Source organism: Myxococcus qinghaiensis (assembly GCF_024198215.1).
GTDB classification, from domain to species: Bacteria; Myxococcota; Myxococcia; order Myxococcales; family Myxococcaceae; genus Myxococcus; species Myxococcus qinghaiensis.
This window is the reverse complement of the sequence record NZ_JAKCFA010000011.1, coordinates 121,519-135,983: the sequence shown is the minus strand read 5'-3', so window position 1 is coordinate 135,983 and position 14,465 is coordinate 121,519. Positions and strand designations below refer to the sequence as shown.

Genomic DNA, 14,465 nt, shown 5'->3' with positions numbered 1-14,465 from the left:
CTACCGCGAGCGGGCTCACAGCGTGGAGTAGACCGCCGCGTTGAAGCTCCCGCAGGCGCCCACCGCCCCGTAGCCGACGGCCGGGTTGAAGCTCACCGCGTAGTAGACGCTGAGGAAGTTGCTGTCCCAGCACTCGTTGATGGTGGCCTCGCCGAAGAGGTCTCCGCCCGACAGCTTGATGTCCGAGCGACCGACCCCCGAGCGCTCCCAGCGGCTCTTGATGGACAGCTTCTCCAACTGAGAGCGCGTGGGGTCCACGTCGATGTCCTGGCGCAGCACGTAGTCCAGCTCGCCGCCCATGCCCGGCGCCTGCTTGAAGCGGTAGCTCGCGCTCGTCGGGGTGCCATCGGCTCCTTCGAACTGGAAGTCCGTCTCCACCGACGCCACCGCGTCAGGGGCCGTGCGCGCGTAGCGGATCTCCATGGTGGCCACGCCCGTGTCCTCCTCGTTGCCCGGCAGGGAGTTCTGCTTCTCCCAGTCGATGAGGAACTGGCCGGAGCCGTAGCCGGAGCGGCGCTCACCGTCAGCGTCGACCGCCGCCGTGTGCGAGCCGGACAGCACCGTCCGGAAGGCGGTGTCGGGTTCAATCTTGGCCTTGGCCGCCAGCACCCACGAATACGTGTCGTCGTCGGTGCGCGTGACGGTCAGCTTCCAGGTGGTGGGGCTCAGGGCTTCGGTGTGCGGGCCCCACACCGCGACGTCGCCCTGGATGGAGGACGGCGGGTGCTTGACGATCTCCTCGACCAGGTTGAGCACCGCCAGCGTTCCGCCGTTGATGCTCGCGGCGGCGGCCACGGTGAGGAAGTAGTACTCCGCCGTCTGGCCCTGGGTGTACGCGGCGACCAGTCCCTGGCCGTCCGGGCCCGGCGAGGCGACCTCCACCATCTGCTTGGAAGGAAGTCCCTGGCGGAACGAGTCGGCGTCCTGCTTCGAGTCAGGATCGCATCCAGCGAGCAACAGGGAGGCACACAGCAGGCTCTTGCGCAGCATGGTCCTTCTACCTTTCGGATGGCCCCCGGCGGGCCGTGCGGCAGCGTGTTCGCCCCTATGGACACAGCCCTGGCGAAAAACAGAAAGCGCGCCTGCTCGCTCTTGAAAAGCCTTGGGATTCCAATGGGTTGGAGGTCGCTCGCCCGCTCCTCGGGCGGCTTCACCCGACTTTTGGCCGACGGAAATGAACCGTTCCTACCTTTCGCCCATGGAAAAACGACACCCCAACCATCCCGGGGAGATGGGCACGGACGCGTCCCTCGCCGAGCGCGAGCGCACGCCGGATGAAATCAACGCCCGCGCGCGAGCCGTGGGGTTGTTACGCGACGCGGGGGTGCCCTTCGTGGTGGGAGGCGCGTACGCGTACGCCACCTTCACCGGCATCTACCGGGACACGAAGGACCTGGACCTGTTTCCCCGAAAGGCGGATGCGCTCCGGGCGCTCGAAGTCCTGGAGAAGGACGGCTGGCGCACCGAGCGCACCGACGAGGTGTGGCTCTACAAGGCCTTCAAGGGCGACTACTTTGTCGACTTCATCTTCTCGTCCGGCAACGGCGTGGCGGTGGTCGACGACGAGTGGTTCCAATACGCCAAGACGGCCACCATCTTCGGACACGAGTGCCTGGTGGCGCCCGCGGAGGAGATGATCTGGTCCAAGGCGTTCGTCGTCGAGCGCGAGCGCTACGACGGCGCGGACGTCAACCACCTCATCCTCAAGGCGGGCCGGGAGATGGACTGGGAGCGGCTGATGCGCCGCTTCGACCGGTATTGGGAGGTGTTGCTCAGCCACCTGATGATGTTCCGCTTCGCGTACCCCTCCGAGCGGGACGTGGTGCCGGACTGGGTGATGGCGGAGCTGATGCGGCGCACGCTGGACAGCGTCCGCGAAGGGCGCTGGGAGGAGAAGCTGTGTCGCGGCAACCTCGTCTCCAAGGTGAACTACCACGTGGATATCCACCAGTGGGGGTTCGGGGACGGGCGGGCCTGGGACGAGAACGAACGACAGGAGGGGGGCGAGCGTGCCGAGGGATCCGAGCTCGAAGATTCGATTGGCGGCGGTCGGTGACCTGCACTGCCGGGATGACCAGCACGGACGCTTCCGACACCTCGTCAAGCAGGTGAACGCCACGGCGGACCTGCTGGTGTTGTGCGGGGACCTCACGGACCGGGGCCTGCTCGAGGAGGGCAAGGTGCTCGCCGAGGACCTGTCCTCGCTACGCGTGCCGTGCGCGGCGGTGCTCGGCAATCACGACTACGAGCACGGCCAGGTGAAGGACATCTGCGTCGAGCTCGCGAAGGCGGGCGTCCACATCCTCGACGGGGACCACTTCATCTTCGAGAAGGTGCTCGGCGTGGCGGGCGTGAAGGGCTTCTGCGGCGGCTTCGGCAACGCGACGCTGCAGGCCTTCGGCGAAGCGCAGACGAAGGGCTTCGTGCAGGAGGCGGTGACGGAGTCGCTGAAGCTGGAGGCGGCGCTGAGCCACCTGGATACGCCCAGGAAGGTCGTCATCATGCACTACGCCCCCATCCCGGAGACGCTGGAGGGGGAGAACATCGAACTGCGTCCCTTCCTGGGGACGAGCCGCCTGGCGATGCCCATTGACCACTACGGCGCGGAGGCGGTGTTCCACGGGCACGCACACCACGGCGCGCTCCAGGGCAAGACGAAGAACGGCATTCCCGTCTTCAACGTGGCCATGCCCCTCCTGGTGAAGCACACGCCCGACCAGCGCTATGTGCTGCTGGAGGTCTGAGCGCCGGGCTCAGCGGTGACGACCATTCCGGCTTCCACCTTCACGGGCCAGGACGTCAGCGTCGCGCCCTTGCACGGGCCTCCGACGCACGTCCCGTCCTCGGGCTGGAACAGGGCGCCGTGCCACGCGCAGACGATGAGCTGCTTGTCCGGCGTCAGGTATTTATCCAACACGCGCGCCAGCGGCAGCCCCGCATGCGGGCACCGGTCCACATAGCCGTGGACCTGCGTGCCCTTGCGCACGAGGAAGCCGTGGAAGAACGCCTCGCCAATCTGGAGCACGATGTTGCGCGAGCCCGGGTCCTCCAGCGAGTCCACCGGGCAGAGCTCGACGTCGGGGGGCGTCGTCCAGACGCGCTGCCTCGGAGGCAGGCTCAAGGCAGTCGGGCCTTCTCGAACCCGGCCCAGCAGTCGTCGTAGTCCAGCTGCATCGCCGACGTCTCCATCGCGAAGCCCGTGGGGCGGATGGTCCACCGGGACTCGAACATGAACGCGAGCGTGTCCTGAATCTTGTGCGGCTTCAGGTCCACGCGGATGGCATGCTCGTAGCTCGCCCGGTCCGGACCATGGCCGCTCATGCAGTTGTGCAGGGACGCGCCACCCGGAGCGAAGCCTCCGGCCTTGGCGTCATAGACACCCTGCACCAGCCCCATGAACTCGCTCATCACGTTGCGGTGGAACCAGGGCGGCCGGAACGTGTTCTCCGCCACCATCCACCGGGGCGGGAAGATGACGAAGTCGCAGTTGGCCGTGCCCGGCGACTCGCTGGGCGAGGTCAGCACCGTGAAGATGGACGGGTCCGGATGGTCGTAGCTCACCGTGCCGATGGTGTTGAACCGCGACAAGTCATACTTGTACGGCGCCAGGTTGCCGTGCCACGCCACCACGTCGAGCGGCGAGTGGTCGAACTGCGACGCCCACAGGCGCCCCTGGAACTTCTGGATGACGAGCGTCGGACGGTCCACGTCCTCGAACGCGGCGACGGGCGTCAGGAAGTCGCGAGCGTTCGCCAGCCCGTTGGAGCCGATGGGCCCCAGGTCCGGCAGGCGGAAGAGCGCGCCGTGATTCTCACAGATGTAGCCGGCCACCGGCCCCTCGGGCAGCTCCGCGCGGAAGCGCACGCCCCGGGGCACCACGCCCATCTCGCCGGGCCGCAGGTCCAACACGCCCAGCTCCGTCACGAGCGTCAGCCGCCCGGCCTGCGGAACGATGAGCAGCTCGCCGTCGGCGTCGTAGAACACCTTGTCCGTCATGGACCGGTTGGCGTGGTACAGGTGGATGGCGATTCCCGCCCCCGTGCCCGGGTCCCCGTTGCCCGCGTAGGTGATGAGCCCCTCGACGAAGTCCGTGGGCACCGTCGGCATGGGCTGGGGACTCCAGCGCAGCCGGTTGGGCGTGGGCGGCGTCTCGTCGAAAGGGCCGCTGCGCAAGAGGCCGTGCGGATGGGCCTTGTACGCGGGGTGGTTCGCGCTCGGCCGCAGCCGGTACAACCACGAGCGGCGGTTCTCCCGGCGCGCCACCGTGAAGGCCGTGCCGGAGAGCTGCTCCGCGTAGAGCCCGAACGGGGCACGCTGGGGTGAGTTGCGGCCCACGGGCAGGGCACCCGGGACGGCCTCCGTGGCGAACTCATTGCCAAAGCCGGAGAGGTAGTCGCCGGGCGCCTGTCGCAGCCCGCTCTTCGGAGGTACCGCGGTTCGATTCTCGAGAGTCACCGTGTCGCTCCTCCGAAGTCGGGCCGAGGACTACTTCCGGGTCTTGTCGACCTTGATGACGCCGCGGCGGATCTGATCCAACTCGATGGACTCGAAGAGCGCCTGGAAGTTGCCGTTGCCGAAGCCCTCGTTGCCCTTGCGCTGGATGATTTCGAAGAAGATGGGCCCGAACAGGTTCTCGGTGAAAATCTGGAGCAGCAGGCCTTCCTGCTCGTTGCCGTCGATGAGGATGCGGTTCGCCTTCATCCGCGCCAGGTCCTCGCCGTGGTTGGGCACGCGCGAGTCGACCAGGTCGTAGTAGGTCTCGATGGTGTCCTGGAGGTCCACGCCGCGAGCGCGCAGCTTCTCGACGGTGGTGTAGATGTCCTGGGTGGACAGGGCCAGGTGCTGGATGCCCTCGCCCTTGTACAGGCGGATGAACTCTTCAATCTGCGACTTCTCGTCCTGGCTCTCGTTGAGCGGAATCCGGATGGCGCGGTCCGGGGCAATCATGGCCTGGCTGAAGAGGCCCGTGGCCTGGCCCTTGATGTCGAAGTACTTCTGCTCGGTGAAGCCGAAGATGCGGTTGTAGAAGGACGACCACGTCCGCATCTCGCCTCGGCGCACGTTGTGCGTCAGGTGGTCCAGCGACTCCAGGCCCACGCTGTTGCGGGCCTCGGCCTCGGCGGCGCCGGGAATCTGCACCCAGGAGTCGTAGATGGTGCCGCTCGGCCCGTGGCGGTCGATGAGATACAGCAGGCTGCCACCGATGCCCTGGAGGACATAGAAGCCCTCGCCCAGGGAGCTGGTGGCGGGGTCGGCCGGCTTGGCGCCGCGCTCCAGCGCCATCTCGTACGCGGTGCGGGCATTGGCCACGCGGAAGGCCATGGCGTTGGCGGACGGGCCGTGGGCGGCGCGGAACTCGGCGGCCTGCCCCGTCTCTTCACGGCTGATGAGCAGGTTGATGTCGCCCTGCTTGTAGCGCACCAGCTCCTTGCTCGGGTGCTTGGACCAGGCGGTGAACCCCAGCTTCTCCACCAGCTTCACCATCGCCTCGGGAGCGGGGCTCGTGAACTCCACGAACTCGAAGCCATTCAGCCCAATCGGGTTTTCCGCCGTGCTCACCATGACACTGCCTCCACGAGACGTCTGGGGTGTGCATGGAAGGTAGGGAGCACCGCCCGAGGAGGAAAGCACAAAGCACTGCCAGAGAATGTCAGCCCGCCGCACAATCTCCCGAGGGAAGGCCCGAGCGAATGCGCACGGGTCGCGCGTCAAAGCGGGCGGCGCGCCGCGTCACCTCCACGACGTAGTGGATTGTCACTACAAGGGCGGGTTCAGCCTCACGGACCGCGTGCTTCCGTGGGCGCGGGGGCGGGGGCGCCTTCCATCAGGTCCTCGGCACGCGAGGGGAGCACGAGTCCTTCGACGGAGACCTCCATCACCTCGGGTCCGGAGCCGCGTGCGTAGCTCAGGCCCGACGCGTCTGGGACTTCGCCGCCCAGCCACAGTCGCGCCAGCTCGCGTCCATCCGCGCCCAGCAGCACCGCGCCGCGCGAGGCGTCGCCGATGCCGTACTTCGCCCAGTTCTTGGGCCGGGCTTCACCGAAGCTCGTGGCCTTCAGCGTGCCCAACACGCGCAGCAGGGAGACGACCCGGAAGTGCTGGGCCTTGCCCTGCCTGGGCGACTCCACCTGCCACGACTCCGAGCCGCCATCCATCCCGGACGCGTTGACCAGGGTGATGGGCGCCACGCCGTTGCCGGGATGGAACACCACGCGCCGCACGTCCTCGCGGCGGAAGTTCAGCACGTGCTTGTCCTTCAGCTCGAGAACGTCCACGTCGAGCGCCGAGAGCGCGCCCTCGGGAACCTCACCCAGCACCGCGTCGGGGCCCTGCTCCCGCAGCGCATGGATGCGCGGCGCCCCGTCTTCCATCACCCGGGCCAACCGGATGCGAACGGGCTCGCCCGAGCGCGGCGTGAAGCGGGCATCGATGAGCGGCGACTCCAGTCCCAGCTTCTTCCGAGTCTGCGCGGAGTCCGCGGGGAAGGAGAGCGCCCGGTACTCCTTCAGGTTTTTCAACAATGATGTCACCCGAGCCTCGTCCGCGCGCTCGGCCACGGGCTTCGTCAGGCGCCACTTCGTCGTGCCCGCCTCGTGCTCCAGCACGTAGCCCCGCTCCTGGGCGCGCACTTCGATGAGCGTCAGCTCGTTCGCCTCCAGCTCGCCGAGCAGCTCCTTCGAGCGCAACGCGAAGGTGTCCTTGTCCAGGCTCCAGCGCACCGAGCCTTGGGCCGCATAGACCTTCGAGTCTCCATCCCGGCGCACGTACACGGAGCCGTCGAACATGTTCTCGACGCCACCATGCAGCGTCACGGTGTGCTGGCGGCTCGGGACGTCTTCACCTCCGCCGCTCGCATCTGGCAGGAAGGCGTGCGCCGTCACGCTGAAGACGGGCGATTTGAGGCCGTACTTCTCCAGGTCGGCGTCGGTGGGGGTGTCCTTCACGAGCGGGCTCGACGCCGTGCTCCCCAGCGTCTCCAGCAGGGCCTCCACGGCGGCGGCCTCCGCGCGGGCCTTCACCGGAGCAACGATGCTCCACTTCCCATCAGGCTCGCGCGCCAGCTCCGTGGTGTCTCCCTGGGCCCGCACACTGATGCGAGTGAACACGGGCGCGGCGGCCTTCGTGCCCTGCGTTCCGGTGGATGCCGGAGCGAACAGTTTCTCCGACACCGCCGGGGCCTCGGCGCTTCGCAGCGAGGGACCGTCGGAGCACGCGGACAAGGCCAGTCCACCCGCGCCCAGCGCGAGTGCCACCACCGTCACCAATCCCTTGCCCATGGCGCTCACTTGTTCCGCCGCGTCAGCCAGATGGCCAACCCCAAGCCCATCATGGAGAGGGGGAGCAGGTCGGTGGAGATGAAGCGGATGTGGTCCATGTCGTCCGCGTCCAACCGCAGCGTCGACTCCTCGCGGTCCGGAGGACGCCAGGTGACCTTGGCCACCTGGGTGGACGCCCAGCCCAGCGCGTTCATCACCAGGTTGCGGTTGGGCTCGTGGCCCCAGTTCGGGTCCAACAGCAGCTCGGAGTCACCCATCACCACGACGCGCGCTTCGTCGAAGCGCTTGTCCGGAGCGTCCTTCGTGTCGCGAGTGATGGCGGCCACCAGCGTGAGCTGCCCCGTCTTCTCTCCGTCGGAGGGGACGGCGTTCTCCTCGGGCTTCAGCTCCACCCAGCCGTACTGCGAGGTGTGCACCACGGGCTCGACCCTCACACCGTCCGCGAGTCCCTCGCGCAGCAGGGTGAGGCTGCGCGGCGTGGGCAGCTCCACGTTGAAGCCGCGCTGACGCAGCGGGAGCACCATCGCGTGGTTGCTGTAGAACCGTGAGAGCACGACGTAGGGATTGCCGCTGTTGAACTGCGCGTCCGCGGCGATGCCTTCGTCCAGCTGGACTCCGTACTCGGCCAGCAGCGCGCCCAGGCCGTCCTCCAGCCCCGCGTCGGTGAAGTAGAGCAGCCTGCCGCCGCCCGCGAGGTACTTGCGCAGCACCTCCACTTCCGGCGCGGTGAAGCGCGAGCGAGCCCCCGCGATGATGACCAGCGACGCATCCCGGGGCACGTCCGTCGCGCCCGCCAGGTACATGGCCTCCGCGCCGTAGCCCTCCTGGAGCAACTGCCCGCGCAGCTCGGACATGGTGGCGCCCGGGTCGTTCGGGGCCGCCTCGTCCTTGGCCAGGGGCCACTCACCGTGACCGGTGACGAAGTACACCCGCTGCGTGCCCACCGCGTTCAGCTTGATGAGCGCGTTCGTCAGGTCCTGCTCGGACACGGCCTGGAGCGTCGTGTGCGCCTCGCCACGCACCAGCACCACGCTCGCCTGTCCGTCCTTGAGCTGGTACTTCGCGGCCAGGCCCGGGCTGCGGCGAGCGTCCTTGAAGGTGAACTCGAAGCGCTCCGGAGCGTGCGCGCGGTAGCGCTGGAACAACGTGTCCAGCAGGTTGTAGGACTCGTGCGTCGGAGGAACGAAGCCGATGGCGAGGACCTTCTCCGGCAGGGCGTCCAGCGTGGCGAGCGTCTGCGGCGCGAGCGTGTGGATGCGCGCGTTCGTCAAATCCCAGCGAAGGCTCTTCCGGAATGCGGCGTAGTTGAGCGCCACCAGTCCGATGAGGACGGCGAGCACGGTGAGGCCCGTGCGCAGGAAGAAGAAGCTGGACCTGTGCGTGGCGAGCTTGCCGAAGTGCTTCAGGTTCGTCGCCAGATACACGCCGATGAGCGCCAGGCCCAGGCCCGCCTTCACGCCCGTGGCGATGGGGCTGCCGGAGGTGATGAAGAGGGTGAAGGGGCTCGACAGCAGCAGCAGGAGCCCGAAGGCGCCCAGGTACCGACCGAGGAGGGTCGCATTCATGTGCGGAGATTCCCTTTCGCGTGAGCGCGGGCCCTGTCAGGCCCAGCGCCGCGCTTCCACGGTGCGGTGGGTGAGCAGCAGCGAGAAGACGATGACGGAGGCGAAGAACACGAGCGTCTGCACATCCAGGATGCCCTTGAGCAGGTTCTGGAGCTGTGCGTCGAAGGACAGGTACGTCAGCACCGAGCGCAGCGGCTCCTCCGTGGCCTGCGCCACCCCGGACAGCATCATCCACGGCAAGAGCACCGCGAAGGTGAGGAAGGCCGCCAGCATCTGGCTCTCCGTCAGCGCGGAGATGAACATGCCCACCGCCATGCACGTGGCGCCCCACAGCAGGACGCCGCCGTAGCCCAGCAGCACGGTGGACCACTCCAGCGCGGTGCCGGAGTCCGCGTGACCGAACGCGGAGAGCACCAGCGGGAAGACGAGCGTGAGACCCAGCGTCGCGGAGATGATGCCCAGCCCGCCCAGGTACTTGCCCAGGACGATTTCGATGGGGCGCACGGGCGCGGTCATCAGCAGCTCGAACGTCTTGTTGCGCTTCTCCTCCGCGAACAGCCGCATGGAGAGGAAGGGCGCGACGAAGAGGGTGACGACGATGACCATGCCCCACAGCTGCACCATCACCCCGTCGGTGAGGTTGCGGTAGGCGCTCATGTCTGGCGGCATCATCGGCCAGGTGACTTCGCGGGCCTGCTCCTGCACCTGCTGGAACGTCGCGAGCAGGTTCACGAAGAAGAAGGACGACAGCGCCACCATCGCCGTGAAGACGCCATAGGCCCACGGGGTGGTGAAGAAGAGGGACAGTTCCTTGCGGGCGATGGCCAGGGCGATGCGCATGGACCGGGGGGTTCCTTGAAGAAGGGGACGGGCGCCGCGCTCAGGCGGCGGTCAGCTTGATGAAGACCTCTTCCAGCGACGCGCTCTCCGAGGTGCCCTGGGAGCCCGCCAGCTTGCGGAGGTCATCGTAGGCGACGATGCGCCCCTGATTGAGGATGAGGACCTTCTCGCACGTCATCGTCACTTCCGGGAGGATGTGCGTGGAGAGGATGACGGTGTGCTTGCCCGCGAGGCCCTTGATGAGCGCGCGCACCTCCGCGCGCTGCGCCGGGTCCAGTCCTTCCGTCGGCTCATCGAGGATGAGGACCTGGGGCGAGCCGAGCAGCGCCTGGGCGATGCCGACGCGCTGCTTGTAGCCCTTGGACAGGTTCTGGATGAGGCGGCCGAGCACGTGCGTGACGCCGGTGAGGCTGGCCACCCGCTCGACCTCGGCCTTGAGCTCTCGGGAGGGCAGGCGCTTGAGCGCCGCGACGAACTTCAGGTACCCGTGCACCGTCATGTCCGGGTAGAGGGGCGGCGTCTCCGGCAGGTAGCCGATGCGGCGCTTCACCTCCAGCGGGTGGGTGAAGACGTCGAAGCCTCCCACGCGGGCGACTCCCTCCGACGGCGGGAGGAAGCCGGTGAGAATCTTCATCGTCGTGGACTTGCCCGCGCCGTTGGGCCCGAGGAAGCCGAGGATTTCGCCCTCTTCGACGCTGAAGGTGAGGTCGTCGATGGCCACGCGGTCGCGATACCGCTTGGTGAGGTGCTGTACCTCGATCATCGCCATGGGCAGGCTCCAGGAGAGACGCGCTCGACCCTGGGCCGCCGGCCGTGGAGGTGTTTCTCGGACGGCCCGGGCAGACCGTCGCCGACTATAGGGGCCGACCTCGGGGTGTCAAGGCGACGCCCGGCGCCCGGCTCGGGTGCTTCCCCACGCTGGCCGGGCTCCTGCAAGACTGCGCTTCGGTGTGGTTCCCCGGACACGCCCAACAGGGGTAGTGAGACGCTCATGCCTATCGTGGTGCAGAAGTACGGCGGCTCGTCGGTGGCCGACGTGGAGAAGATTCGCAAGGTGGCGCGGCGGGTGAAGGACAAGCGCGACGCCGGGTACCAGGTGGTGGTGGTGGTGAGTGCCATGGGCGACACCACGGACGAACTGCTCGCCCTGGCCAAGCAGGTGTCCCCGGACCCCGCGCGACGCGAGCTGGACATGCTGCTGACGTGCGGCGAGCGCATCTCCATGGCGCTGCTCTCCATGGCGCTCCAGGAGATGGAGGTGCCGGCCATCAGCTTCACCGGCAGCCAGAGCGGCATCATCACCAACGACGCGCACGCGCAGGCGCGCATCGTCGAGGTGCGGCCCTATCGCATCCATGACGAGCTGGCGCGCGGCAAGGTGGTCATCGTCGCCGGCTACCAGGGCGTCTCGTACAAGAAGGAAGTGACGACGCTGGGGCGCGGAGGCTCGGACACCACGGCGGTGGCGCTGGCCGCGGCGCTGGAGGCGGAGGCGTGTGAAATCTACTCCGACGTGGACGGCATCTTCAGCGCGGACCCGCGCGTGGTGCCGGACGCGCGCAAGCTGGAGTCGCTCAGCTACGACGAGATGCAGGAGCTGGCGAGCGCGGGAGCCAAGGTGCTCAACGCGCAGGCGGTGGAGTGGGCGAAGTCGCGAGGCATCGCCATCCTCGCGCGCACGGCGCATGCGCAGGGCAACGGCACCGTGGTGCGCGAGCTGACGGCGCCGTCGGACACGCGGGTGAAGGGCGTCACCGCGGACTCGGAGCTGGCGGTGCTGGCCGTGAGCGAGCAGGTGCCCTTGCCGGAGCTGTTGGAGTTCCTCGACGCCCGAGGCGTGCGAGGCCGCTCCCTGGGCTTCGACGGGTTGCCGGGCGGCACGGCACACGCGTACCTCCTCGTCCCGCTGGCGGACATCCACGGCCCGGAGGCGCTGCGCAAGGAGCTGGCCACGCGCTTCGACGGCGCGGTGTCGTGGCGCGAGGAGCTGGGCACCGTCACGTGCGTGGGCGTGGGGCTCAACGCGGACTGGGCGCCGCTGCGTCAGGCCCTGGCGGTGGCGGAGGAGCTGGGCGCGAAGGTGCATGCGGCCCACACGTCGCCACTCCAGCTCACGCTGCTCGTGGACAAGCCCCACCTCAAGCCGCTGACGGCGAGGCTGCACCGCGAGCTGCTGGGCGGGTGAAGCGCGGGAGGACCTCCAGGCCTGTCGGCAGGAGGCCCTCCCGGTACAGGCTATTCGGTGAGCGTGGCGGTAGCGGCCTGGGCATCCGACGCGCAGTCGGACTCCACCGCGCCGACGTCGGGCGCCGAGCCGCAGAAGGGCAGACCCAGGTTCATGCCCCGGTCCACCGCGCCGACGCCCGGCAGGAAGGTGCTCGTGTCCACCAGCGCGGTGGCGGACTCGCCCGAGCTCGTGTCCTGGCCCTGCTGCTTCCACGCGGCGAGCAGCGCACCCACCCAGGAGTCCTCGGGGATGAAGAAGTTGCCCGTCGTGAAGTTCGCACCCGGCTGGTAGACGTTGGCGGCCATGTCCAGCCCGGAGGTGTAGGGCCCCAGGTTGACGGCGTTGCGCGTGGCGAAGAGGTTGTTGCGCACCGCCACGTTGGTGGAGTTGCCGCCGGTGCCGTGTCCGAGCACCAGCGCGAAACCCTTCGTCCCGGTGACGGTGTTGTGCAGCACGCGCACGTCGACGCCGTTTTCGATTCGGATGGCGGAGCCTTCGGGCATCTTCAGCGAGTGGATGCGATTGCGCCGTACGGAGACGTTGGTCGGCGGAGCGCCCACCCGGTTTCCGCCCACGGCGATGCCCAGCGAGGCGTCGGAGATGTCGTTGTCCTCCAGGACGATGTTCTTCGCGGAGTAGTGCACCACCACCGCCTCGCCCCGTGACGTGGAGGACTTGGTGAAGCCGTGCATGCGGTTGCCGCGCACCGTGACGTCGTGGCACGTCTTGAGGTCCACGGCATTCTCACGGTTGTCGTACATGTCGTTGTCCTCGATGAGGACCCCGCTCGCGGGCGCGTCATTGCTGAAGCCCTCGGGCCCGAGGCACTGCACGGAGTCGCCCGAGTTGTCGTGGATGTCGTTGCCGCGCACGGTGATGTTCTTCGACGTGGGGGCGATGACGACGCCGTGCGAGTCGTCGGACCCGCGGGCGAAGTGGTGGATGTGGTTGTTCTCGATGGTGACGCCGCGCGCGCTGGCATCCGTGCTGACGCCGCTGCCGAAGGAGCCATGGTGCAGTTCGTTGTTTGCGAGCACCGTGCCCTGCGTGTCTCCGGCGAAGGTGACGGCGATCTGCCTCGCGCCCTTCACGTCGAACTCGAAGCCCTCGATGCGCCAGTTCGGGCGCTGCACCAGGACCATGTACCAGCCGCTGGAGGTGGGCACGAGCTTGGGCATGCCTTCGCCGCGCAAGGTGATGGGCGCGCTGGCGGTACCGGCGCGGACGTTGGAGTCGAGCACCAGCTTCTCCGCGTAGGTGCCCTGCTGTACGCGGATGATTTCACCGGGCCCCACCAGGGCGAGCGCCTTGGTGATGGTGCGAAGCGGCCTGTCCTGCGTGCCCGCGGCGGTGTCGTTGCCCGACGGGCTGACGTACCACTCACGCGCGTACTGGGGCGAGGCCGGCTCCTCGGTGGGCGGGGGCTCTGGCGTGGGCGCGGGGGCGGGCGTCGGGACCTCCGTCACGGGAGGGGTCGTCGGCTCGGGGGAAGGCTGGGTGGGAGTGCCCGTCGAGGGAGGCGTGGGACGGGTCGGGAGGGAAATGGTGCCCGAGGGGGAGGGGGGCTCCTTGTTTCCGTTACAGGCGAGGGCTCCCACGGAGAAAGCTCCGAGGAGGCACAGGCTGCGCAGCGTGGACATGGGGGGTCGACTCCTCTGGGGGTTGAGCGAGCCAAAGAACGTTCGAGGGGGCGAGCGCTATTCTGCTTCCCCGCGCCGTCCGTTCCCTCGTACAGCAGGCGGCCTGTCATCCTTCCCGCGCGTGATGCACTGGTGAAGGAGCGCCGTGGCTCGGTGCCCCATCGCTATCACGAACCTGATGCGAAAAGGAAAGGGCCCCTCGGCCGCACTACTGACGAGGGCCAGGGGCTCGCGGGGACTGTCGTTGAGCTGGAGAGCGAGCGCCCCCGCGACTGTTGAATGGCACGCAGTGATGAGGGCCTGGAGGGCGAGACGGGAGCCGAGGCCCGCGTGCCTAGAGTGCGCTCCCTCGCACGCCGACAGTCACGTGGACATCGTGTGCGACCTGACCCGATTGGAGAAACGCCCATGGCCCTGCAGAACGACTACAAGGACGTGCTCGACGTGGCGAAGACGATTGGCGCGAAGGTCGAGTCCCGCGAGGAGGGTGGAAAGCTCATCCTCAAGGGCACGGTGGACTACGCGTGGGACCGTGACCGCATCTGGGACCAGATCAAGGCGAAGCACGCGCAGTGGCAACAGGAAGTCATGGTGAACCTCACGGTGACGCACGCGGAGCCGTACGGCGTCTACACGGTGAAGTCCGGCGACACGCTGGGCAAGCTGGCCAAGGACATCTACGGCGACGTGAAGCTGTACCCGAAGATTTTCGAGGCCAACAAGGACCAGCTCAAGGACCCGGACCACATCAAGGTGGGCCAGGTGCTCAAGCTGCCGCCCAAGTCGATCGCCAACGCCTGAGCACTCCATTGCACCGAGGGGGCCTTTGGGCCCTCTCGGGATGCTGCTCGTGCGTCCTCACTCAGGCCGCCATCGTCGCGAGTGGTCCGCGGCTCAGCGGCTCGATGCCTGGCGC

Annotated in this window: 13 protein-coding genes; 4 read left to right on the top strand and 9 right to left on the bottom strand. The window is 68.0% G+C overall.

Annotation, left to right across the window (positions count from 1 at the left end; translation table 11 throughout):
• Nucleotides 1–15 precede the first annotated feature (15 nt).
• Nucleotides 16–990, bottom strand: coding sequence for a hypothetical protein (locus tag LZ199_RS21915; RefSeq protein WP_253995687.1), 975 nt, complete (start codon nucleotides 988–990; stop codon nucleotides 16–18).
• Nucleotides 991–1,198: 208 nt separating this feature from the next.
• Between LZ199_RS21915 and LZ199_RS21910 the strand changes: the two genes are divergently transcribed.
• Nucleotides 1,199–2,056 carry a nucleotidyltransferase gene (locus tag LZ199_RS21910; protein ID WP_407667228.1) on the top strand — a complete coding sequence of 286 codons (858 nt, stop codon included), beginning with the start codon at nucleotides 1,199–1,201 and terminating at the stop codon, nucleotides 2,054–2,056.
• Nucleotides 2,040–2,744 carry a metallophosphoesterase family protein gene (locus tag LZ199_RS21905; protein WP_253995828.1) on the top strand — a complete coding sequence of 235 codons (705 nt, stop codon included), beginning with the start codon at nucleotides 2,040–2,042 and terminating at the stop codon, nucleotides 2,742–2,744. Before LZ199_RS21910 ends, LZ199_RS21905 begins: the two co-directional genes overlap by 17 nt.
• Here the strand turns inward: LZ199_RS21905 and LZ199_RS21900 are convergent.
• The 7 genes from LZ199_RS21900 to LZ199_RS21870 all read right to left on the bottom strand — a co-directional run bounded on the left by LZ199_RS21900 (nucleotide 2,723) and on the right by LZ199_RS21870 (nucleotide 10,445).
• The gene (locus LZ199_RS21900) at nucleotides 2,723–3,121 is read right to left on the bottom strand and encodes a Rieske (2Fe-2S) protein (RefSeq protein ID WP_253995686.1); all 399 of its coding nucleotides are present in this window, start codon (nucleotides 3,119–3,121) and stop codon (nucleotides 2,723–2,725) included. The two genes, LZ199_RS21905 and LZ199_RS21900, sit on opposite strands and share 22 nt — an antisense overlap.
• Nucleotides 3,118–4,455, bottom strand: a complete 1,338-nt coding sequence (gene hmgA, locus LZ199_RS21895; protein ID WP_253995685.1) for a homogentisate 1,2-dioxygenase — start codon at nucleotides 4,453–4,455, stop codon at nucleotides 3,118–3,120. Before hmgA ends, LZ199_RS21900 begins: the two co-directional genes overlap by 4 nt.
• Before the next feature lie 30 nt (nucleotides 4,456–4,485).
• Nucleotides 4,486–5,562, bottom strand: a complete 1,077-nt coding sequence (gene hppD, locus LZ199_RS21890) for a 4-hydroxyphenylpyruvate dioxygenase (protein ID WP_253995684.1) — start codon at nucleotides 5,560–5,562, stop codon at nucleotides 4,486–4,488.
• A 215-nt stretch (nucleotides 5,563–5,777) separates the two neighbouring features.
• Nucleotides 5,778–7,277, bottom strand: coding sequence for a DUF4340 domain-containing protein (locus LZ199_RS21885; protein WP_253995683.1), 1,500 nt, complete (start codon nucleotides 7,275–7,277; stop codon nucleotides 5,778–5,780).
• Between the two features lie 5 nt (nucleotides 7,278–7,282).
• Nucleotides 7,283–8,842, bottom strand: a complete 1,560-nt coding sequence (locus tag LZ199_RS21880; RefSeq protein WP_253995682.1) for a GldG family protein — start codon at nucleotides 8,840–8,842, stop codon at nucleotides 7,283–7,285.
• 36 nt (nucleotides 8,843–8,878) lie between these two features.
• Nucleotides 8,879–9,682 (bottom strand): ABC transporter permease, encoded by an 804-nt coding sequence (locus LZ199_RS21875; RefSeq protein WP_253995681.1) that lies wholly within the window; start codon nucleotides 9,680–9,682, stop codon nucleotides 8,879–8,881.
• A gap of 40 nt (nucleotides 9,683–9,722) precedes the next feature.
• Entirely contained in the window at nucleotides 9,723–10,445 is a 723-nt protein-coding gene (locus LZ199_RS21870; RefSeq protein ID WP_253995827.1) for an ABC transporter ATP-binding protein, read from the bottom strand.
• 228 nt (nucleotides 10,446–10,673) lie between these two features.
• On the opposite strand from LZ199_RS21870, the gene LZ199_RS21865 reads away from it, so the two are divergent.
• Nucleotides 10,674–11,867, top strand: a complete 1,194-nt coding sequence (locus LZ199_RS21865) for an aspartate kinase (RefSeq protein WP_253995680.1) — start codon at nucleotides 10,674–10,676, stop codon at nucleotides 11,865–11,867.
• Nucleotides 11,868–11,917: 50 nt separating this feature from the next.
• Here the strand turns inward: LZ199_RS21865 and LZ199_RS21860 are convergent, their stop codons facing one another.
• Nucleotides 11,918–13,375, bottom strand: a complete 1,458-nt coding sequence (locus LZ199_RS21860) for a right-handed parallel beta-helix repeat-containing protein (RefSeq protein WP_253995679.1) — start codon at nucleotides 13,373–13,375, stop codon at nucleotides 11,918–11,920.
• Between the two features lie 582 nt (nucleotides 13,376–13,957).
• Between LZ199_RS21860 and LZ199_RS21855 the strand changes: the two genes are divergently transcribed.
• Entirely contained in the window at nucleotides 13,958–14,350 is a 393-nt protein-coding gene (locus LZ199_RS21855; protein WP_253995678.1) for a LysM peptidoglycan-binding domain-containing protein, read from the top strand.
• Nucleotides 14,351–14,465: the final 115 nt, after the last annotated feature.

Bases quoted from the DNA above. Each gene is read 5' to 3' on its own strand.
- LZ199_RS21915 (WP_253995687.1), bottom strand. From the start codon at position 990: ATGCTGCGCAAGAGCCTGCTGTGTGCCTCCCTGTTGCTCGCTGGATGC.
- LZ199_RS21875 (WP_253995681.1), bottom strand. From the start codon at position 9,682: ATGCGCATCGCCCTGGCCATCGCCCGCAAGGAACTGTCCCTCTTCTTC.
- hppD (WP_253995684.1), bottom strand. From the start codon at position 5,562: ATGGTGAGCACGGCGGAAAACCCGATTGGGCTGAATGGCTTCGAGTTC.
- LZ199_RS21880 (WP_253995682.1), bottom strand. From the start codon at position 8,842: ATGAATGCGACCCTCCTCGGTCGGTACCTGGGCGCCTTCGGGCTCCTG.
- LZ199_RS21910 (WP_407667228.1), top strand. From the start codon at position 1,199: ATGGAAAAACGACACCCCAACCATCCCGGGGAGATGGGCACGGACGCG.
- LZ199_RS21865 (WP_253995680.1), top strand. From the start codon at position 10,674: ATGCCTATCGTGGTGCAGAAGTACGGCGGCTCGTCGGTGGCCGACGTG.
- LZ199_RS21855 (WP_253995678.1), top strand. From the start codon at position 13,958: ATGGCCCTGCAGAACGACTACAAGGACGTGCTCGACGTGGCGAAGACG.
- LZ199_RS21885 (WP_253995683.1), bottom strand. From the start codon at position 7,277: ATGGGCAAGGGATTGGTGACGGTGGTGGCACTCGCGCTGGGCGCGGGT.
- LZ199_RS21870 (WP_253995827.1), bottom strand. From the start codon at position 10,445: ATGATCGAGGTACAGCACCTCACCAAGCGGTATCGCGACCGCGTGGCC.